Annotated in this window: 16 protein-coding genes and 1 pseudogene; 5 read left to right on the forward strand and 12 right to left on the reverse strand. The window is 62.9% G+C overall.

Annotated elements, in window-relative coordinates; translation table 11 throughout:
- Positions 1 to 25: 25 nt before the first annotated feature.
- Both MRBLMU1_RS15870 and MRBLMU1_RS15875 read right to left on the reverse strand, forming a co-directional pair.
- The gene (locus MRBLMU1_RS15870; RefSeq protein ID WP_363503013.1) at positions 26 to 715 is read right to left on the reverse strand and encodes a PEP-CTERM sorting domain-containing protein; all 690 of its coding nucleotides are present in this window, start codon (positions 713 to 715) and stop codon (positions 26 to 28) included.
- Between the two features lie 19 nt (positions 716 to 734).
- Positions 735 to 2,912, reverse strand: coding sequence for a phosphocholine-specific phospholipase C (locus tag MRBLMU1_RS15875; protein WP_363503015.1), 2,178 nt, complete (start codon positions 2,910 to 2,912; stop codon positions 735 to 737).
- Between the two features lie 282 nt (positions 2,913 to 3,194).
- Between MRBLMU1_RS15875 and MRBLMU1_RS15880 the strand changes: the two genes are divergently transcribed.
- The 3 genes from MRBLMU1_RS15880 (at position 3,195) to MRBLMU1_RS15890 (ending at position 8,683) form a co-directional block, all read left to right on the forward strand.
- Positions 3,195 to 4,670, forward strand: coding sequence for a hypothetical protein (locus MRBLMU1_RS15880; protein ID WP_363503017.1), 1,476 nt, complete (start codon positions 3,195 to 3,197; stop codon positions 4,668 to 4,670).
- Positions 4,671 to 4,909: 239 nt separating this feature from the next.
- On the forward strand, positions 4,910 to 7,678 hold the full coding sequence (locus tag MRBLMU1_RS15885; protein WP_363503019.1) for a TonB-dependent receptor: 2,769 nt from the start codon (positions 4,910 to 4,912) through the stop codon (positions 7,676 to 7,678).
- A gap of 24 nt (positions 7,679 to 7,702) precedes the next feature.
- Positions 7,703 to 8,683, forward strand: a complete 981-nt coding sequence (locus MRBLMU1_RS15890) for a glycerophosphodiester phosphodiesterase family protein (RefSeq protein ID WP_363503021.1) — start codon at positions 7,703 to 7,705, stop codon at positions 8,681 to 8,683.
- Here the strand turns inward: MRBLMU1_RS15890 and MRBLMU1_RS15895 are convergent.
- Positions 8,680 to 9,058: pseudogene (locus tag MRBLMU1_RS15895) on the reverse strand (hypothetical protein); the annotation flags it as partial. The gene MRBLMU1_RS15890 and the pseudogene MRBLMU1_RS15895 overlap by 4 nt on opposite strands.
- Positions 9,059 to 9,191: 133 nt before the next feature.
- Here MRBLMU1_RS15895 and MRBLMU1_RS15900 point away from each other — a divergent pair.
- Positions 9,192 to 10,220: a PDDEXK nuclease domain-containing protein gene (locus MRBLMU1_RS15900; RefSeq protein ID WP_363503023.1), complete on the forward strand. Its 1,029-nt coding sequence runs from the start codon at positions 9,192 to 9,194 to the stop codon at positions 10,218 to 10,220.
- Between the two features lie 144 nt (positions 10,221 to 10,364).
- Here the strand turns inward: MRBLMU1_RS15900 and MRBLMU1_RS15905 are convergent, their stop codons facing one another.
- From MRBLMU1_RS15905 to MRBLMU1_RS15945, 9 genes are all read right to left on the reverse strand, one after another.
- Positions 10,365 to 11,258, reverse strand: coding sequence for a GIY-YIG nuclease family protein (locus MRBLMU1_RS15905; protein WP_363503025.1), 894 nt, complete (start codon positions 11,256 to 11,258; stop codon positions 10,365 to 10,367).
- Between the two features lie 86 nt (positions 11,259 to 11,344).
- A complete protein-coding gene (gene rng / locus MRBLMU1_RS15910) occupies positions 11,345 to 12,811 on the reverse strand; it encodes a ribonuclease G (protein WP_363503027.1) in 1,467 nt (488 codons plus the stop codon).
- 62 nt (positions 12,812 to 12,873) lie between these two features.
- Complete coding sequence (locus MRBLMU1_RS15915) at positions 12,874 to 13,494, reverse strand: Maf family protein (protein ID WP_363503029.1); 621 nt, start codon at positions 13,492 to 13,494, stop codon at positions 12,874 to 12,876.
- Positions 13,495 to 13,514: 20 nt separating this feature from the next.
- Positions 13,515 to 13,985 (reverse strand): 23S rRNA (pseudouridine(1915)-N(3))-methyltransferase RlmH, encoded by a 471-nt coding sequence (gene rlmH, locus MRBLMU1_RS15920; RefSeq protein ID WP_090323211.1) that lies wholly within the window; start codon positions 13,983 to 13,985, stop codon positions 13,515 to 13,517.
- A 6-nt stretch (positions 13,986 to 13,991) separates the two neighbouring features.
- Entirely contained in the window at positions 13,992 to 14,684 is a 693-nt protein-coding gene (gene rsfS / locus MRBLMU1_RS15925; protein ID WP_363503032.1) for a ribosome silencing factor, read from the reverse strand.
- Positions 14,685 to 15,344: a nicotinate-nucleotide adenylyltransferase gene (locus MRBLMU1_RS15930; protein ID WP_363503034.1), complete on the reverse strand. Its 660-nt coding sequence runs from the start codon at positions 15,342 to 15,344 to the stop codon at positions 14,685 to 14,687.
- A gap of 8 nt (positions 15,345 to 15,352) precedes the next feature.
- A complete protein-coding gene (gene hemF, locus MRBLMU1_RS15935) occupies positions 15,353 to 16,267 on the reverse strand; it encodes an oxygen-dependent coproporphyrinogen oxidase (protein ID WP_363503036.1) in 915 nt (304 codons plus the stop codon).
- Positions 16,268 to 16,272: 5 nt separating this feature from the next.
- Positions 16,273 to 17,541: a phosphoribosylamine--glycine ligase gene (purD, locus tag MRBLMU1_RS15940; protein ID WP_363503038.1), complete on the reverse strand. Its 1,269-nt coding sequence runs from the start codon at positions 17,539 to 17,541 to the stop codon at positions 16,273 to 16,275.
- A gap of 6 nt (positions 17,542 to 17,547) precedes the next feature.
- Positions 17,548 to 18,273: a YebC/PmpR family DNA-binding transcriptional regulator gene (locus tag MRBLMU1_RS15945; protein ID WP_363503040.1), complete on the reverse strand. Its 726-nt coding sequence runs from the start codon at positions 18,271 to 18,273 to the stop codon at positions 17,548 to 17,550.
- Positions 18,274 to 18,413: 140 nt separating this feature from the next.
- Between MRBLMU1_RS15945 and MRBLMU1_RS15950 the strand changes: the two genes are divergently transcribed.
- Complete coding sequence (locus tag MRBLMU1_RS15950) at positions 18,414 to 19,319, forward strand: DMT family transporter (RefSeq protein ID WP_363503042.1); 906 nt, start codon at positions 18,414 to 18,416, stop codon at positions 19,317 to 19,319.
- The last annotated feature ends 12 nt before the right edge of the window (positions 19,320 to 19,331 follow it).

Consider the following 19,331-nt stretch of genomic DNA (forward strand, 5'->3'; position numbering starts at 1 on the left):
CTAGCATGCGGTGCCGGGAAGCAAGTTACCCCAATGACGACATGCGCGCGCGCGTGTTGTGGCGGAGCGCCCCGGCCAACACGCCAAAGCCCAGCAAGAACATCGACGCCATGCCCGGTTCCGGCACCACGCTGGCGGTCTGCCGCGCGATGAAGGACAGGTTATCCGCGTAGCCGTCGTTGTCGCTCGAAGCGAGGCGCTCCATCGACAGCCAGAACGACAGCCTGCTGGTGCCGGCAGGCATGATTCCCGAGGACTCCCGGTAGTACAGGCCCGTCTGGTTGCCGCGATCGTCCGGGGTGACGGGACCGATCGCGGCGTTTCCTATCTCGTTGTTCCCCGCATCGAGAAACTGCACAAAGAACAGTGCGTTATCGCCCTGGTCGGCCCAGCCGCCGAGCCATCCGCTCAGGGAATAGGAAATGTTCTGCGCCGTCGGCACGCCGAAGTCCAGCGTTTGAACGCCCACGGCATACTGCCCGAAGCCGGCGAACATCTTCGTTCCGCGATCCACCGGGCCAGGCTGGGTGGGAAGCACCCAGTTGTTGCCATAGTCCACCGACTGCACCATGTTGTAATCCGGGTAGCCGGTCCAGCCGCTCACCCCGGCTTCGGCATCGCCGTTGACAATGAGGTTCTGACCGTACATGACGTCAGCTTTGCCACTACACGCCACGGCGAACAAGGCCGCGGCAACGAGAAATCGACACTTCATGAAAAGCTCCTTGTAAAAGTCAAATGACGCGGTACTGGTCAAGTTGCGCCGCCCCGCGCATCGCCGGGTCGCTGATGGAAGGCAAGCCGTTTTCCAGATGGCCGGCGAAGCGGCGCAACCAGCCCGGCAAGCCGCCCACGCGCAGGCTGTAGTCGTACCAGTTGGAACTCGATGCCAGGGCAAGCCGGACGGTGCTCTTCGAGCGTGCGACGACGCGCACTTCCAACGGCTTGCTCGCGTAATACTTGTTGGCGGTGAGTTCGAAGGTGCATGGCTGCGCGCCATTGTTGACCAGATCGATGATCAGCTCGCCGGCGCCGCGGTCGGCGCGCAGGAAGATCTCCGGCCATGCAGCGTTGCCCGCACCGCGCACGTCGCCGACGATGTGGCGATGAAAGCCGTTCGGTCCGAGTACCCAAAGATCGTAGGAGGATGCGGTGTTCCAGCGGCCTTTGAGCTGTTTGCCAGGTTCGACCGTATAGCGGCGCGGGACTTGCTCCAACGCCAGGCGGTCGTACACATGAAACACCGCCCCGGCTTCGCCCAGGTTTTCGAAGCTGAGCTCCACCTGGCCGCCCCCGGCCGGCACCTGCGCCTGCACCTGGAGTTCGTAGGGCAGCGCGCGCGCGGGACGCACGCCGGCAGCCTGGACGGGTGCCGCCAGGGTGGCCGGCGTTGCGGGCACCTTGGTGTTTGGCAAGCTCAGCGCCATCGAACGCCGCGCAGCCGTTTCCGGCAGCAGTTGCGTGAACCCGTTGTCGTTCGGGTTGGCGAAGTCGAAACAGGACAACAGGTTGCCGCTCACCGCGCGGCGCCATGGGCTGATGAGCGGCTCGCGCACACCGAAACGCGCCTCGATGAAACGCACCACCGAGGTGTGGTCGAAGACCTGCGAATTGACCCAGCCGCCCTTGGTCCACGGCGAGATGACATACATCGGAACGCGCGGCCCGAGACCGTAGGGGCGATGGTGCGTACGTGGATCGGCGCCGTTGAGCACGTGATGGTACTCGCCGGTCGTATCGACGGTCGACGCACCGGCGAGCTGCGGCTGCGCCGGATTGCCGCCGTCACTCGTGTACGCCGGGACCGCGGGCGGTGGCATGTGGTCGAAGAAGCCGTCATTCTCGTCGAAGTTGATCAGCAGGACCGTCTTGCTCCAGCTCTCAGCATTGGCGGTCAGGGCGTCCAGCACGCGCGCGATGTAGTCGGCGCCCGACGCGGGACTCGAGGGACCCGGGTGTTCGGAGCCTTCGGCGGTCGCGACGACCCAGCTGACCTGCGGCAGGCGGTTGGCAAGCACGTCGGCCTTGAGCAGGTCGAGGTCGCGCGTGGTGGTGCCGCGATCGCGCAGGGATTGCGAATAGCCCGGCCGGCGATACCACGCGTTGCGGAAAGAGCGGAATCCCGCCAGCGAGTTATCGGTGAAGTTGTCGGCCATGTTCTGGTAAACCTGCCAGCTGACACCCGCCGCTTCAAGCCGCTCCGGATAGGTGGTCCACAAGTAGTCGGTGGACATGTCCGGATTGAAGTCGTCGCGGCTGTTGTCGGTCGACGGGCCGCCCGCGGCCGCCAGGGGATCGTTGTGGCCGCTGAACAGAAACAGCCGGTTGGTGTTGGTGCCGGTCTGGGTGGCGCAGTGGTAGTGGTCGCAGATGGTAAAGGCGCGCGCGAGCGCGAACTGGAAGGGAATGTCGGCGTCGGCGTAATAGCCCATCGCGTGGTTCTGCTTGACCGTACACCAGTCATTCATACGTCCGTGGTCCCACGCCAGTTGGGCGTCGAGCCAGCTATGTGGCGTGCCGGCCACGCGCATGACGGGAAAGTCCTGCACCGTGTTGAGCCGGAACGGCGCGATGGCGCGGCCTTGGGGCCAGTTGGGCCGGCCAGGCACCGGCGCCCCGCCGACGGAGCGCTGCACGAAGACCGATTTGCGACTGAAGAGATTTTGCCGGTCCATCACAGGAATCGGAAAAGGATCGCCGAAGCCCCTTACCCCTTCCAGCGTGCCAAAGTAGTGGTCGAAACTGCGGTTTTCCTGCGTCAGCACGACGATATGCTCGACATCCTGCAGGCTGCGGGTGCGCTGGTTGGCAGGCAGGGCCAGCGCCTTTTGGATAGACGGTGGAAAGGTCGCAAGCACGGCACTGGCGCCGGCGGATTTGCCCATGGTGCGGAGGAAGTCACGGCGGCTCATGCATGCACCTGCGTGCGTGCGAACGCGAAATTAAAAGTATGCATTGGATTGATCCAGGTCGATTGTCGGGGGAAACACGAAACTGAGGTCATGCGAGGCAGCAGCTTACGCACCAACTATGAAAAGTTGATGACATGTCATGCAAATATCGCACTTTACTTATTTCGGTAACAATCCTGGCCGGGCGCCTGCGGATGGGAACGGACGGATTTCAGCGTCCATGATTCACGATGCTGTCACAAATTCTATCTATACTTCCCCCGTTAAAACGGAAGTTAGCGGATGTTCATGGAAACAGTAGCGATCAAGCCCGACGAAAGGTCGTTGTCGGCGGCTCATCGTGACCACTTCATGGAAGCGATGTCGCGCATTCTGGCCAGCCGTACGTTTTCCAAGAGCGCACGCCTCTCGGCGTTCTTGCGCTATGTGTGCATGACCACCGCCGAAGGTAGTGAAAAAATCCTGTGCGAACAGAATATCGGTACGGCCGTCTTCGGCCGTCCTGACCACTTCAACCCTTCCGATGACACCATCGTGCGCAGCAGCGCGCGTTTACTGCGCCAGCGTCTTGCCGCTTATTACGAGGAAGAGGGGCGTCAGGACCGGTTTCGTATCAGCATTCCGCGCGGTTCCTACGTGCCGGTGTTTGTCGATGCGACGCCGCCTCGATTCACGCCGGAGTATCAAGCCGATGCAAGGCCGGACCCCGCTGCCGTCGTGCCGCCACTTGAAAAGTCGGCGCCGCCCGCCGTCCCCGGCGAGCCCACCAAGGCCATTGCGGAAACCAGGCAAACCGGGCCCATTGCGCAAGCCGCGCCGATTACACCAACTGAGCCAGCCACGACCACAATACCCGGCTCCGCACCATGGTCCGGGCCAGCCTCGACCTTCTCGTTATCCACGTCAATAGCCCTAGTCCGTCGCCACTGGCTGTTCGCCGTGCTGGCCCTCCCGATACTGGCAGGTCTGATCTTCTTGCAACTGCGGGGCGTTGGAGTCGCGCACGCCGACGCCAGCGATCGTTTTTGGGCCACCATACTGTCGGCCGACACCGATACCTCGCTGATCGTGGCCGACAATGGCCTGGTGATGTACCAAAGCGAGGTGCGCCGGCAGGTCGATCTGAGCGACTACAACACGAATTATCCCGGCGATGCCGACACGGCCGGCACCGCCAGGAGCGTCGCCCATTACGGCGCCCGCCGCTACACCGCCATGTCCTCGGTGACGCTGGCGTCCGAGCTGGGCAAGCGTGCCCGCGCCGCGCCGCAGCGCTTCCATGTCCGCTTCGCGCGCGATGTGCATCTTGCCGACCTTAAACACGGCAACGCCATCCTGGTCGGCGTCGAGAACTCCAATCCGTGGTGGGCCTTGTACCGCAAGCAGTTCAATTTCCACATCGACTGGAATCCGCTCTCGGGCGATTACGCCATCCGCAACGACCGACCGCGCCAGGGCGAACAAGCCGACTACGCGTTCTCCGGCCGCGACCCGAGCCGGCGCGGCTACGCGCTGATCGGCTTGAAGCGCAATCTCAGCGGCGACGGCTATACGCTGCTGCTGGGCGGCACCACCTCCGCCGGCACCGACGCGGCCGTCGAGTACTTGATGAGCCCGGCGTCGATGGCTCCGCTGATGAAGCGGGCGCTGCGGCCGGACGGCTCGATCGCCGACTTCGAGGTCTTGCTGCAGTGCGTGTTGCAAGCCAACGGCAGCACCGATATCCAGGTGCTCGGCCTGCGGGTCAACCAGTCCTGATTCCCCCCGCCGTCCCGCATGGCCCGTTCCCTTGCCGTTTTTTTCCGCCGCCGGCGTCCCCGTGCATGGGGGAGGGCACGCGCCCGCGCGCCCGCGACGCGGCGGGTTTCACGGTGATTTTTCACCGTGAAACGGAAAAACGCCCGCGATCGCGGCCCTACACTGCTCGGCGTTGAAAGCGTCCCGGCCGCACCGGCCAGGAGACCCCGCGTGTCGCACCCCTATCCGGATCGGAGAGCATGACCATGCAATACACCATTTCCAAACACCATCGGCTGATGGCAACCTCGGCGCTGGCGCTGGGTTGCGCGCTGGACGCCCATGCGCAAGACGGCAAGGAAAGCCCGGACGAGGCGGCGCCCACGGCCGTCGTCAACGTCACGGGCATCAAGCGCGCCTATCTGAGGGCCATTGAAAGCAAACTCGACCGTAATGGCATCGCCGATGTCGTCAGCGCCAACGAGGTGCAGGGATTGCCGGACAACACCATCGTGGAAACCCTGCGCCGCGTGCCGGGCCTGTCCGTGCTGCCGACGCTGGACAACGAACATCCGCGCGACGAGGCGGCCACGCCGGTGCTGCGCGGCCTTGGCGCCGCCTACAACAATGTCACCATCGACGGCTCGCCGCTGGCCTCGCCGGGCACGCCGAACGGCAACCTCGGTTCCATCGGTCGTGGCGTGCGGCTCGATTTGCTGCCGTCGTCGATGATCAGCGAACTGGTGGTGTCGAAAACCTTCTCGGCCGACCAGGAACCGAACGCCATCGGCGGCGCCATCGACCTGAAAACCCGCAGCGCGTTCGAGCGCGGCGGCAAGCCGTTCTTCACCTTTGAGGGCTCCGGTGGCGCCGCCAGCGACAACTCGCGTCCGCGCAAGCAGGACCGCGTCGGCCAGCGCGTGGTCACCACCGGCAGTTTCACCTTCGGCCCGGCGCGCGAGTACGGCGCCGTCGTGTCGGCCAACTACCAAAAACTGGAAACGAGCACCGACACCCACATGACCACCGATACGGTGTTCGAGAATTTTTATGACGGCAAGGGCAATCGCCTCAGCGGCAACAACCTGGGCAACGGCTACGCCGTCCCGCAGCAGGACAAATACTGGTATGTGCAGGACGACCGCACCCGGGTCGGGCTGACGGTGAAGCTGGAAGCCAAGCCCAACGAGCAAGTCTACGGCTTTCTGACCGCCGGCTATTACCGTTTCCGCGACCTGATGCAGCGTAACGAAAATCTGATCGATCCGCGCAACACCGCGCTGGTCTTCAACCAGACGCCGACGTCCGGTTCCTACCCTGGCGCCGACGTCGAAGTCGGTTTTTCGCAGCAGGACATGACCAGCGCCACCAAGCTGTTGCAAAGCGGCGCCGACTGGAAGATCGACGACAGCCAGAGCATCAGCCTGCGCGCCAACGTCTCGCGCGCGACCTACCGCGAGCCGATCCAGATGATGAAGTACGCCACCAACGCCAGCTACAGCGCGCCCGGCGCCGGCGGCGCCACGCCGGTGGCGACGCCGGAGTACGCGTTCGACTACGACAGTAGCGGCCTGAATCATTCGTTCAACGTTTCGCCGGCCGCTTACAACAATCTCGCCAACTACAAGTTGCTGTACTACCGCGACAACTATGTCCGCTCCGCAACCGACACCATCGGCAACGTGCGCGCCGACTACCGCCGCAACCTCGACCGGCCAGGCCTGGGTTTTGCCGCCGGCGTGTCCTACACGCTGGACCGGCCGAGCTACAACATCTTCCGCAACGACATGCAGCCCAACACCAGCATGCCAGCGCTGACGTTGGCCGGCGTCACCGGTCCGGGCGCGCCGCTGAAGTACAACCAGAGCGGACTCAACTTGATCACCATCGATCCGCAGGGGGCGCTGGCGCAAATCGCCGCGCTGCGCGCGGCCGGCGGCTTGAACACCACCAATCAGGTCAACTTCAGCAACCAGGACAATTTCGAGCATGTGGAAAAGACCGCCGGCGCCTATGCGCAGGTGAGCTACAACACCGACCAGTGGAAAACGCTGTTCGGCCTGCGCGAGGACCGCACCGAGCAGGAAACCAACGGCCGCGCGCTGGTGGCCGGCAGCTGGGTGGGCTTGCCGACCAGCTCCAAGTACGATTTCCTGCTGCCGTCGGTTCAGGTGACGTACCAGGCGACGCCCGAGCTGGACCTGCGCGCCGCCGCCAGCCAGACCATCGGCCGGCCGACCTACGACTCCTACGCCGCCCGCACGTCGATCAACTTCGTCAACGTCGGCGACGCCGGCAATCCGAACGCGCAGGGCGTCACGGTCACGGTGGGCAATCCGCAGATCAAACCGCGGCTGTCGACCAATACCGACCTGGCGCTGAACTATCGCTTGCCGAAGGCGGCCAACGGCTTGCTGTCGCTGGCGGTGTTCAACAAGGATATCCGCGACGAGATATTCAACCAGTCCTCGCTCGGTTACACCTACCAGGGCGTGACATATGCCAACGCGCTGGTGTCGATGCCGGCCAACGCGTCGGACGCCTCGGTCAAGGGCGTGGAGGCGGCGGCCGTCGTCAATTCGCTGGGCTGGGTGCATCCGGCGCTGGCCGATGTCGGCTTCAGCGCCAACTGGAGCGTGCTGGACGGCCAGATGAGCGTGCTGAAAGCCGCAGGGGGAACGCGTCGCCTGGACCGCCTGGTGGGCCAGCCCGATCAGACTCGCAACCTGACGGTGTTTTATGCACGCAAGGGACTGGAGCTGCGCGCCGCGTATAACTACCAGGGCAAGGCGCTGCGCTCGATCGTGCCTGATATCGCCTGGCAGGATCTGTACTGGGCGCCGCGCGCGCAGGTCGACCTGCAGGCCAGCTACAGGATCAGCCCGGAGTGGACGGTGTTCGGCCAGGTGCAAAACCTCAACCGCCGCCGCATGACCAGCTACACCGGTCCTGCGCAGAACCTGCTCAAGGACACCTATTCGGTGCCGATGGTCGCGTGGATCGGCCTGCGCTACACGCCGAACTTTTAACTTTTTGACTGGACCCGAGACTCCATGAATTCTTTATTTTCCATTCCCCGGCTGGCCGTGTTCGCGCTGGCCGCGCTGAGCGCCGTGCCCGGCGCGGCCGCCACGCGCGCCGAGCAGATCCGCCAGAAGCTGCTCGATCCCGCCGCCGGCGTCTTCATCGCCGCCCACCGGGGCTGCCACAACGCCTCGCCACGGCTGGCCCTGGCCGCCGTGCCGGAAAACTCGCGGCCGGCGCTGGAGCACTGCGTGCTGCTGGGCGTCGACATGATGGAGCTCGACGTGCGCCGCGCCGCCGACGGTACGCTGGTGGTGATCCACGACGCCACGGTCGACCGCACCACCGACGGCCACGGCAAGGTGTCCGCGATGACACTGGCGCAGCTCAAAGGCCTGCGCCTGAAGCAGAACCTGGGCGGCGCCATGTCGCCCGAGCTCACCGGGGAAAGCGTGCCGACGCTGGCGGAGATGCTGGAGGCGGCCAAGGGCCGCATCATGCTCAACCTGGATATCAAGGACGACGATATCTACGCGCAAGTCATCGCCGAGGCCGGCAAACATGGCATGGGCCAGTACGTGCTGGTCAAGAGTTTCGTCAACGACCAGACGGCGCGGGCGGTGGCCGACCAGCCGCCGTTCGCGTCGGTGCCTTATATGCCGATCGTCGGTCCGTGGTCCGGCGCGCGGCAGGTTCAAGGCGCGGCGCGGATCGTCGGGCGGCAGCTGGCCGGGCGGCGCAAGCCGGTCGGCGTGGAGCTGGTGTTCCTGCCGCCGGCGCAGATGCAGCCGCTGCGCGAGCTGGTGGCTCAGGCCAAGGTCAGGTTGTGGGCCAATAGTCTCACCGCCGTCGGGGTGATAAGCGTGATCGGCATGGGGGGCGACCTGGAAGCGCTACGCACCAATGGCAAGACGTGGGGCGAACTGTTCGCGGCCGGTGTCGACACCATCCAGACCGACGAGCCAGGCCCCCTGCTTGACTATCTGGAGCGAGAAGGCATAAAGCACTAACGCGAGAGGGAGCTAACGTGTCGAGATTGCGGGGCCCGGCTAGCTGTGCAGATTTTCTTGCCCGTGAAGTCCACCAGCATCGCCAGGTGCTGCGATTTTCCTCCTCGAGGAACATGTCGACCACTTCCTGCGAGGCGAGGATACGGAACTCGCGCGGGTTAGACTGTTTGGCTTTGCGCAGCAGCTCGCGCAGGATCTCATAGCAGATGGTGCGCGAGGTCTTGACTTGGCCCTTTCCGGCGCAGGCCGGGAAGGGGGAGCACAGATGTGCGTCAGCGATTCGGGCGTGTGCTTTCTTATCATCTCCACCAGCCCCAACGCCGAGAAGTTCGGCACCGACACCTTGGTGCGGTCGCGCGACAGCGTCTTTTTCAGCCGCATTTCGTTTTGTCTTGTGCCTCCCATACGGTAAAGTAAAGACTCTTGGCCGTGGCACTTACTCCACAATAAAGATCGCCTACTTGAGCGAGAACGTAGCGGCGCACGTGAAGAAAATGGAGTTCTAGCCATGGACAATGAAATTAAGACACTGACCACCTCGCCTGACTATCAGACTTTGCTGGAGCAGATTTCCGGCACCTACACTCAAGGCCGTGTTTGCGCAGTGCAGACCGTCAACAATCAGCTCATCGAGACATACTGGCAGGTCGGGCGGCATATTGTTGAATTTGAGCAAGGTGGAAAAATCCGCGCTGATTACGGCACGGCGTTGCTTGCCAGCCTGGCGAAGGACTTGAGTCTGCGCCACGGCAAGGGCTTCAGCCGCAGTAACCTGATACGCATTCGCCAGTTTTACCAATCTTTCCCAAATGGTGCGACGCTGTCGCACCAATTGAACTGGTCGCATATTGTCGAATTGTTGAAAATCGACGATCCGTTGGAACGCGGATTTTACGAGCAGCAAACCAGCCTCGAGCGCTGGTCGGTGCGGGAGCTAATACGACAAAAGGAAAGTGGCTTGTTCTTGCGACTGGCCGCCAGCAAGGATAAGGCTGGCATCCTCCAGCTTGCGGCACAAGGGCAGGTCGTCGAACAACCCGTCGACCTGCTGCGCGAACCGTATGTGTTTGAGTTCCTCAAAATCCCCGAGCCATATCGGGTCTCTGAAACCCAGCTTGAAACGGTGCTCTGCGATCACCTTCAATCCTTCCTGCTGGAATTGGGTAAGGGCTTCACTTTCGTCGGGCGGCAATACCGCGTGACCATCAACAATAGCCACCACAAGGTTGATCTAGTCTTTTATCACCGCATTCTGCGCTGTTTCGTGCTCATCGATCTCAAGATCAACGACGTTCAGCACGAGGACATCGGACAGATGAATATGTATCTGGGCTATTTCGCCAACGAGGAAAACGTCCAGGGTGACAACCCGCCCATCGGCATCATCCTCAGCCGTCACAAGGATGAATTGCTGGTCGAGTACGCGACCTATCAAATGAACAGCCAGCTCTTCGTGCAGAAATACCAGCTCTACCTGCCCGATCGCGATGCGTTGCGCCGCGCGCTTGAGCTGAGTTTGCGAGAGGTGGAGCAATGAGCGATTGCAGTGGGGGCAGCTGACTGGAGAGTTGATCCGGGAATGGCGATGCAAAATTGCTCGGAAATGTAATCAGGTGCGCAATTTTGATCTTCACTATCTGTTGGACAGGGTTTTAATTTAGCCATCCAAAAAAGTAAATTTCTACAATGCCCATACATGATCCAGAGTGTTCGCGTTCAACAGCTTGTCTCTCAGCGCATAACGAGCTGATTGCATATTAATCTCGCTGGATTCTGTGCGAGGGACGGGATTGATCGCTATGGCTGGGGTCTTAAATTTAATCATATACTTACCGGTATCGTTGTATGGGACAATTGCGGCGATGTCCGCGATGTGGGTAATTGCGCCAACGGGGGCAACTCGATATGCGGCGATATATTTAAGTTTCGCGATGTGCTTCGCGTTGATGCGCACAGCGAACCAGCAATCCTCATTCAGAAAGCGCTGATTGAATCCCTCCTCGCGTGCAGGAACGACGATAGTATCGAATTTGTCGCCTTCGGTGCCTACAGGCTGAACTTGGTCGTTAGAATCTTCCTGCTTTGCAATGGTGAACGCATTTATGCCAATCATAGGCAGAATCAGCAACATATCCGCTAGAAATGCCTGTGCAGTGGCTCTTGCTGCAAGGCCCATGGTAGGCAGAGTAGGACTGGTCTTGTTGAGAAGAATGGCGCGACCAGATTTTTTTGCCAACGAGACCAGCGCGGACTCAAGATATTGGACTTCCGTTTTGCCAATCTTGTGATTTCGATCGAAGAAGTAGACGCCCCACACCCAGCCCTCCTTGTTTGAGACGTGGTTCTTCAATCTGTCACCAACGGGATCGGCCTCACCGATATAAATTGTCTCTTCTGCAGCGTTCCCTACCAAGATGTAGACACCGGCTTGGGAAAAACCTGGCTCTTGCTTTAGCAGATGAAAGAGCTCGCGATTAAATACCACGCCATGCCCTGACCAGTTTGACTTGTCGAGATGACGAATTCCTTCTGGATCGCCTGTGGTCGCGAATAGCGTTATGGAAAATGGTTGCATAGGAAGTTCTGTAGGGGCTAGTTAAACGTCAGAAGCCAAACCGGCTTTAAGAAATTGTGCGTTGTGCGGGATAATAGGTAGCTCTATCACATCAAAATGACGTCGTACTGCTCCTGATGGTAGGCCGTCTCGACCTGCAACGAGATCTTCTTGCCGATGAAGTCCCCCAGCATCGCCAGGTGCTGCGACTCCTCCTCGAGGAACATGTCGACCACTTCCTGCGAGGCGAGGATGCGGAACTCGCGCGGGTTGAACTGCTTGGCTTCGCGCAGCAGCTCGCGCAGGATTTCGTAGCAGATGGTGCGCGAGGTCTTGACCTGGCCCTTGCCGGCGCAGGCCGGGCAGGGTTCGCACAGGATGTGCGCCAGCGATTCGCGGGTGCGCTTCCTTGTCATCTCCACCAGGCCGAGCGCCGAGAAGTTCGACACCGACACCTTGGTGCGGTCGCGCGACAGCGTCTTTTTGAGCTCCTGCAGCACGGCGTTGCGGTGCTCGTTGTTCTCCATGTCGATGAAGTCGAGGATGATGATGCCGCCCAGATTGCGCAGGCGCAGTTGGCGCGCGATCGCGTGCGCCGCCTCCAGGTTGGTCTTGAAGATGGTGTCGGCGAAATTGCGCCCGCCGACAAAGCCGCCGGTGTTGACGTCGATCGTGGTCATCGCCTCGGTCTGGTCGACGATCAGGTAGCCGCCGGATTTGAGGTCGACGCGCCGGCCCAGCGCGCGCAGGATCTCCTCCTCGACGCCGTACAGGTCGAACAGCGGCCGCTCGCCGGTGTAGTGCTGCAATCGCGGCAGCACGCCCGGCGTGTAGGCCTTGCCGAATTCGACCAGGTTCAGATAATTCTCGCGCGAGTCGACCTGGATGGTGGCCGTGTCGTCGTGGACGAAGTCGCGCAGCACGCGCTGCGCCAGGCTTAAATCCTGGTGCAGCAGGGTGGTGGCGGGTTTGGTTTTCGCGCCGAGCATGATCGCGCCCCAGGTCTTGCGCAGGTATTCGACGTCGGCGGCGATGTCGGAGTCCGATGCGTCCTCCGCCTGCGTGCGCACGATGTAGCCGCCTTTTTCGTCGGCCGGCAGCAGGGATTGGAGCCGCGTGCGCAGCGCCTCGCGCTCCGCTTCCTTTTCGATTTTCTGCGAGATGCCGATGTGGGCGTCCTGCGGCAGGTACACCAGCATGCGGCCGGCGATGGAGATTTGCGTCGACAGGCGCGCGCCCTTGGTGCCGATCGGGTCCTTGATGACCTGCACCGTCAGCACCTGGCCGTCGAACAGGATTTTTTCGATCGGGGTGGGGGCGGCGTTTTGGCCGCCGTCGTGCGGGCGCGCCTCCCAGATGTCGGCCACGTGCAGGAAGGCGGCGCGTTCGAGGCCGATGTCGATGAAGGCCGATTGCATGCCGGGCAGCACCCGTACCACCTTGCCGGAGTAGACGTTGCCGGCCAGGCCGCGCGTGAGCGTGCGTTCGATGTGCAGCTCCTGCACGGCGCCCTGCAAAATCAGGGCGACCCGGGTTTCCTGCGGGGTGATGTTGATCAGGATGTCTTCGTTCATGTGTCTCGGCGGCCGGCTGGCGCGGCTTCTGTGGCTATGTGAAGACTGATCATACACGCCACTTACGGCAGCGGCAAACCCGCCTGGCGCAGCAGCTGCGCGGTCTCGTACAACGGCAGCCCCATGATGCCGGAATGGCTGCCGGCGATGTGTTCGATGAATTGCGCGGCGGGGCCCTGGATGCCGTAGCCGCCGGCCTTGTCGTACGGTTCGAGCGTGGCGCAATAGGCGGTGATGGCGGCCGGCGACAGCACGCCGAAACGCACTTCCGACACCTGCGTGATTTGCCCGGTGAAGTCGGCCGAATGCACGGCGATGGCGGTCAGCACCTGGTGGGTGCGGCCCGACAGCTGCGTGAGCATGGCGTTGGCTTCGGCGCGGTCGGCCGGTTTGCCGAGGATTTTGCCGTCGATGGTGACGGTGGTGTCGGCGGTGAGCACGGCGCGCGGCTTGAGGTGGCGGCGCTGTACCAGGTTGTAGCCGAAGGCGGCTTTTTCCTGCGCCACGCGGGCCACGTAGTCGAGCGGCGCTTCGCCCTCGATCACTTCCTCGGTGACGTCGGCGCCGCGCGGACCGTCGGCGCGCAGCAGCAGTAGTTCAAAATCGATGCCGATCTGGCGCAGCAGTTCGCGCCGGCGCGGGCTTTTGGAGGCGAGGTAGATCTTTTTTTCGACCAGTTTCATGGGATGCTTCTTTAACGCCGTCAAACCCTATGGTAAGGGTGGTTCTGGGTGATCGACCAGGCGCGATACAGTTGTTCGGCCAACAATACCCGTACCATACCATGAGGAAGCGTCATACTGGAAATCCGGATCAGGCCCTCGGCGCGCGCCTTGAGCTCCGGATCGAGGCCGTCGGCCCCGCCGATCAGGAAGGCGGTGTCGCGCCCGTCCTGCTGCCACGCCTCGAGTTGCTGCGACAGGCCGACCGAGGTCAGGTCCTTGCCACGCTCGTCGAGCGCGATGATGCGCACCGATTTCGGCAGCGCCGCCTCGATGCGCTCGCGTTCGAGCGCCATCGCGGTGGCGGCCGTTTTGCTGCCCGAACGGTCGACCGGCTTGATTTCCTTGAGCACGATCTTCAGTTCCGGCGGCATGCGCTTCGCGTATTCGGCGAAGCCGGTCTCGATCCAGGACGGCATTTTATGGCCGACCGCAGCGATGATCAGCTGCATGGACGCTTACTCTGCGACTTTTTTGATACGCTTGATGACCGTCTTGGCCGGCGCTTCGTCGGCTTTCGGCTTGGCGGCCTTCGGCGCTTTCGGCTTCGGTGGCAGGGCTTTCAGCGCTTCGGCCGAGGCGACGGCGCTCTTGGTCTTGCCGACCTTGATGGTTTTGCCGACCGGGATGGCGGCCTTCTTGGCGGCCGGTTTCTTCTCGGCGGCCGGTTTGGCGGCGGCGGCCTTGCGGGCCGGGGTCTTCTTCTCGATCACCGGCGAGGCGTCGACGGCTTTTTTGCCGGCGGCCAGGTGGCTGCTGACCTTCTTCGGCGCGTCGGCTTCCTCGCCTTCCTTGGTCGACTTGCGCTTGGCCGCGCCCAGCTTGACCGGCTTGTCGCCCCAGATCTCTTCCAGGCGGTAGTAGGCGCGGATCGGCGCCTGCATGATGTGGACGATCATGTCGCCCAGGTCGACCAGCACCCATTCACCGGTGTCCTCGCCTTCCATGCCGTAGACGTCGCCGCCGGCGGCTTTGACCTTGTCGCGCACCGAGGCGGCCAGCGCCTTGGTTTGGCGGTTGGAGGTACCGGAGGCGATGGCGATGCGGTCGAAAAGGCTGGTCAGGTGGGTGGTGTCGAACAGCGTGATGTCTTGTGCCTTGACGTCTTCGAGGGCGTCAACGACGAGGGATTGCAGTTTTTTGATGTCCATTTAGCTTTTGTATAGATTGTGTTGTTCAATATAGTCTAGCACTAGCGGCGGGATAAGCGAGTTTGCCTGTTCCCCCCGTTGTAATGCCGCACGTATTTCGGTGGCGGAGATATCCACCGCGAAGTCTTGTGCCAGATAAGTCAGACCGTGCGGCGTGTTGCGGATTTGTTCAGGCGTTCCCAAACGGCTGGAGAACGCCGCGGCGACCGCCGGCGGAAGGCCGGCGGCGCCTATGTCGAAGCCAGGGCGGGCCGCTACGCAGATATGGGCGTAGTCGAACAGCGCCTGCCATTCATTCCAGGTGTCGAGCCGCTGGAGCTGGTCGGCGCCCATCACGAAAGCGATGCAGGCGTCCGGTCCCAGCTCGGCGCGCACCAGGCGCAGCGTCTCGATGGTGTAGGTAGGCAGGCCCTTGGCGGCGCGCTCGATCTCCTGCATATCGATCATGACGTCGAACGGCTGGCCCTTGAAGGCGATGGCCACCATCTCGGCGCGCTGCTCCGGCGTCGCCTTGAGCATGGCTTTTTGCCACGGCAGGCCGGCCGGGATCACGCGCAGCTGGTCCACTTGCAGCAATTGCGCGAAATAGGCGCCGAGGGCGATATGACCGTGGTGGACCGGATCGTAGCTGCCGCCCAGCAGTGCAACCCGCTGTGCCATGGCCTTTGTCACGCGGCCAGCCAGTCGCGGTGCGGCAGGAAGTCGGTGTACAGCGCCGCTTCCGGCGTGCCGTCCTCGGGTTCCCAGCGATAGCGCCATTTGACGATGGGCGGCATCGACATCAGGATCGCCTCGGTTCGTCCGCCCGACTGCAGGCCGAACAGGGTACCACGGTCGAACACCAGATTGAATTCGACGTAGCGGCCGCGCCGGTAGGCCTGGAAATCGCGTTCGCGCTCGCCGTAAGGCGTGTCCTTGCGGCGCTCCAGGATCGGCAGGTAGGCCGTCAGGAAGGCGTTGCCGACGTTTTGCATCAGCGCGAAGCTCCGGTCGAAACCTTCTTCGTTCAAATCGTCGAAGAAGATGCCGCCGACGCCGCGCGCCTCCTTGCGGTGCTTCAGGTAGAAATACTCGTCGCACCACTTCTTGTAGCGCGCGTGCAGGTCGTCGCCGAACGGCGCCAGCGCGTCGCGGCAGCTCTGGTGGAAGTGTTTGACGTCTTCCTTGTCGCCGTAATAGGGCGTCAGGTCCATGCCGCCGCCGAACCACCATGCCGGTTCGCCGTTGATGGTGGTCGTGGTGAAGAAGCGCACGTTCATGTGCACCGTCGGCGCATATGGATTGCGCGGATGGATCACCAGCGACACGCCCATCGCTTCCCATGGGTTGCCGCCCAAATCGGGACGCGCGGCCGACGCCGATGGCGGCAGCTTCGCGCCCATCACGTGCGAGAAGTTGACGCCGCCACGTTCGATGACGTTGCCTTCCTCGACCAGCCGCGAAATCCCGCCGCCGCCCTCCGGGCGCTCCCACTCGTCGCGCAGGAAGGCCTTGCCGTCGAGCGCTTCGAGCGCGGCGACGATGCGGGCCTGCAGATCGAGCAGGAAGGCCTTGACGGCCGCTGGATTCGGGGCGGACAGCATGCTTGTTAGTGTTTCAGGCCACGCCAGCCGATGTCGCGGCGGCACTGCATGCCTTCGAAGGAGATCTGGTCGACCACCTCGTAGGCCTGCTTTTGCGCCAGCTTGACGCTGTCGGCCAGGCCGACCACGCACAGCACGCGCCCGCCGGTGACCTGCAGCTGGCCGCCCACTTCGGCGGTGCCGGCGTGGAAGGTCACCGATTCCGGCGTTTCGGCCGGAATGCCTTCGATCACGGCGCCCTTGAGCGGCGCGTCCGGGTAGCCGGCGGCGGCCAGCACCACGCCGACGGCGGTGCGGCGGTCCCATTCCAGTTCGACCGTGTCCAGCGTGCCGTTGACGGCGTGTTCCATTACCGTCACCAAGTCGGTTTTCAGGCGCGACATGATCGGCTGGGTTTCAGGGTCGCCCATGCGGCAGTTGAATTCCAAGGTGCGCGGATTGCCGGCGGCATCGATCATCAGGCCGGCGTACAGGAAGCCGGTGAAGACGATGCCGTCCTTCGCCATGCCGGCGATGGTCGGGTTGATAATCTCGCGCATCACGCGGGCGTGCATGGCCGGCGTGACGATCGGGGCGGGGGAGTACGCGCCCATGCCGCCGGTATTCGGGCCTTCGTCGTTGTCCTTGAGGCGCTTGTGATCCTGGCTGGTGGCCAGCGGCAGCACGTTCTTGCCGTCGCACATGACGATGAAGCTCGCTTCCTCGCCGGCCAGGAATTCCTCGATGACGATGCGGGCGCCGGCGTCGCCGAAGCGGTTATCGGCCAGCATGTCGTCGACCGCCCGGTGGGCTTCGTCGAGCGACATCGCCACCACCACGCCCTTGCCGGCGGCCAGGCCGTCGGCCTTGATGACGATCGGCGCGCCGTTGGCGTCGATGTAGGCGTGCGCTTGCGCCACGTCCGAGAAGGTCTGGTATTTGGCGGTCGGGATGCCGTGGCGCTGCATGAACGCCTTGGCGAAGTCCTTCGACGACTCCAGCTGCGCCGCTTCCTTGGTCGGGCCGAAGACCTTCAGGCCACGGGCGCGGAACAGGTTGACGATGCCGCCGGCCAGCGGGGTTTCCGGGCCGACGACGGTCAGGCCGATATGCTCCTGCTCGACGAAGGTCGCCAGTTCGTGCAGATCGGTGATGTTGACGTTGACCAGGCGCGAATCGCGCGCGGTGCCGCCGTTGCCGGGGGCGACGTAGACCATCTGGATGCGTTCCGATTGCGCCAGTTTCCATGCCAGCGCGTGTTCACGGCCGCCGGAGCCGACTACCAATATTTTCATAAATCCTCAGTCTTCGATCAGCGTGTTGGAATAGACTTCCTGGACATCGTCCAGCGCTTCCAACGCGTCCAGCAGTTTTTGCATCTTGACGGCGTTGTCGCCGGTGATGACGGTTTCGGTGGCCGGTTTCATGATGATCTCGGCCACTTCGGCCTTGAAACCGGCCGCTTCCAGCGCGTCCTTGACGGCCGCGAAGTCGTGCGGGCCGCACAGCACTTCAAAGCCGCCTTCCTCGTCGGCCACCACGTCCTCGGCGCCGGCTTCCAGCGCCACTTCCATCAGCGCGTCCTCGTTGGTGCCGGGCGCGAACAGGAACTGGCCGCAATGCTTGAACATGAAGGCCACCGAGCCCTCGTTGCCCATGTTGCCGCCGTTTTTGTTAAAGGCGTTGCGGACTTCGGCCACGGTGCGCACGCGGTTGTCGGTCATGCAGTCGACGATGATGGCCGCGCCGCCGATGCCGTAGCCCTCGTAGCGTACTTCCTCGTAGGCCGCGCCGTCCTCGCCGCCGGTGCCGCGCGTGATCGCGCGTTGCACGTTATCCTTCGGCATATTGGCGTCGGCCGCCTTGTCCACCGCCAGGCGCAGGCGGGGGTTGGTCTGGATGTCGCCGCCGCCCATGCGCGCGGCCACGGTGATTTCCTTGATCAGACGTGTCCAGATCTTGCCACGTTTGGCGTCGGTAGCGGCCTTTTTGTGCTTGATATTGGCCCATTTGCTGTGTCCAGCCATGTTCAGTCTTCCTTCGGCGCGGTTTTGTTCGGGGTTGGCGATAGTCGTTGCTATGCGGTGAGGGCGGTATTTTAACATAAGGCAGGGCGCCGAAACCGCCGCCCTCCGCAGCCGGGGCCGTTTGGCCTTACAATCGAGGGATGGACAAAAGCATAACGAATGTGAACTCGGCCTACCTGGGCGGCCTGGGAATCGCCATCGGCGGCGCGGTGCTGTTCTCGACCAAGGCCATCGTCGCCAAGCTGCTGTACCGCTACGACCTCGACGCCGTCACCGTGCTGGCGTTCCGGATGATCTTTTCGCTGCCGGTGTTCGCCGCCGTCGCCGTCTGGAAGATGCGCAGCGGGGCGCCGTTGTCGAAGGCCGACCGCTGGCGCCTGATCGGCCTGGGGCTGGTCGGCTACTATTTGTCCAGTTTTCTCGATTTCCTCGGGCTGCAGTACATCACGGTCGGCCTGGAGCGGCTGATTTTGTTCCTGACGCCGACCTTCGTGCTGCTGATCAGCTCCACCCTGCTCAAGCAGCACATCAGCGGCAAGCAGTGGCTGGCGCTGCTGACCTCCTATTGCGGCATCGTGTTCGTGTTTCTGCACGACCTGGGCAACGGCGGCGGCAACGTGGCGCTGGGCGCGACCCTCGTGACCGGATCGGCAGCCGCCTACGCCGTCTATTTGCTGCTGTCGGGCGAAATGGTCAAGCGGCTCGGCGCGCTGCGGCTGGTGTCGTACGCGATGTGCGTCTCCAGCGTGGCCTGCATCGCCCAGTTTTTCATTTTGCGGCCGGGGTCGGCGCTGGTGCAGCCGGTGCAGGTGTACGGCCTGTCGCTGGTCAACGGCATCCTGTGCACGGTGATGCCGGTGTTTATGACGATGGCCGCCGTCGAGCGCATCGGCGCCGGCGCCGCCTCGCAGGCGGGGATGATCGGCCCCGTGTCAACCTTGTTCCTGGGCGCGCTGCTGTTGGGCGAGCCCGTCACGTCCTGGCAACTGGCCGGCACCGCGCTGGTGATCGCCGGGATATATCTGCTGTCCAAGAGTAAAAAATAAAACTGGATAAAC

This window comes from Burkholderia sp. LMU1-1-1.1, assembly GCF_040675865.1.
Classification (GTDB): Bacteria; Pseudomonadota; Gammaproteobacteria; order Burkholderiales; family Burkholderiaceae_D; genus Rugamonas.

Coding starts and splice junctions, on each gene's coding strand:
- MRBLMU1_RS15875 (WP_363503015.1), bottom strand. CDS start 2,912: ATGAGCCGCCGTGACTTCCTCCGCACCATGGGCAAATCCGCCGGCGCC.
- MRBLMU1_RS15950 (WP_363503042.1), top strand. CDS start 18,414: ATGGACAAAAGCATAACGAATGTGAACTCGGCCTACCTGGGCGGCCTG.
- MRBLMU1_RS15900 (WP_363503023.1), top strand. CDS start 9,192: ATGGACAATGAAATTAAGACACTGACCACCTCGCCTGACTATCAGACT.
- MRBLMU1_RS15880 (WP_363503017.1), top strand. CDS start 3,195: ATGTTCATGGAAACAGTAGCGATCAAGCCCGACGAAAGGTCGTTGTCG.
- MRBLMU1_RS15915 (WP_363503029.1), bottom strand. CDS start 13,494: ATGAAACTGGTCGAAAAAAAGATCTACCTCGCCTCCAAAAGCCCGCGC.
- MRBLMU1_RS15870 (WP_363503013.1), bottom strand. CDS start 715: ATGAAGTGTCGATTTCTCGTTGCCGCGGCCTTGTTCGCCGTGGCGTGT.
- MRBLMU1_RS15930 (WP_363503034.1), bottom strand. CDS start 15,344: ATGGCACAGCGGGTTGCACTGCTGGGCGGCAGCTACGATCCGGTCCAC.
- rlmH (WP_090323211.1), bottom strand. CDS start 13,985: ATGCAGCTGATCATCGCTGCGGTCGGCCATAAAATGCCGTCCTGGATC.
- MRBLMU1_RS15885 (WP_363503019.1), top strand. CDS start 4,910: ATGACCATGCAATACACCATTTCCAAACACCATCGGCTGATGGCAACC.
- hemF (WP_363503036.1), bottom strand. CDS start 16,267: ATGCTGTCCGCCCCGAATCCAGCGGCCGTCAAGGCCTTCCTGCTCGAT.
- MRBLMU1_RS15945 (WP_363503040.1), bottom strand. CDS start 18,273: ATGGCTGGACACAGCAAATGGGCCAATATCAAGCACAAAAAGGCCGCT.
- MRBLMU1_RS15905 (WP_363503025.1), bottom strand. CDS start 11,258: ATGCAACCATTTTCCATAACGCTATTCGCGACCACAGGCGATCCAGAA.
- rsfS (WP_363503032.1), bottom strand. CDS start 14,684: ATGGACATCAAAAAACTGCAATCCCTCGTCGTTGACGCCCTCGAAGAC.
- rng (WP_363503027.1), bottom strand. CDS start 12,811: ATGAACGAAGACATCCTGATCAACATCACCCCGCAGGAAACCCGGGTC.
- MRBLMU1_RS15890 (WP_363503021.1), top strand. CDS start 7,703: ATGAATTCTTTATTTTCCATTCCCCGGCTGGCCGTGTTCGCGCTGGCC.
- purD (WP_363503038.1), bottom strand. CDS start 17,541: ATGAAAATATTGGTAGTCGGCTCCGGCGGCCGTGAACACGCGCTGGCA.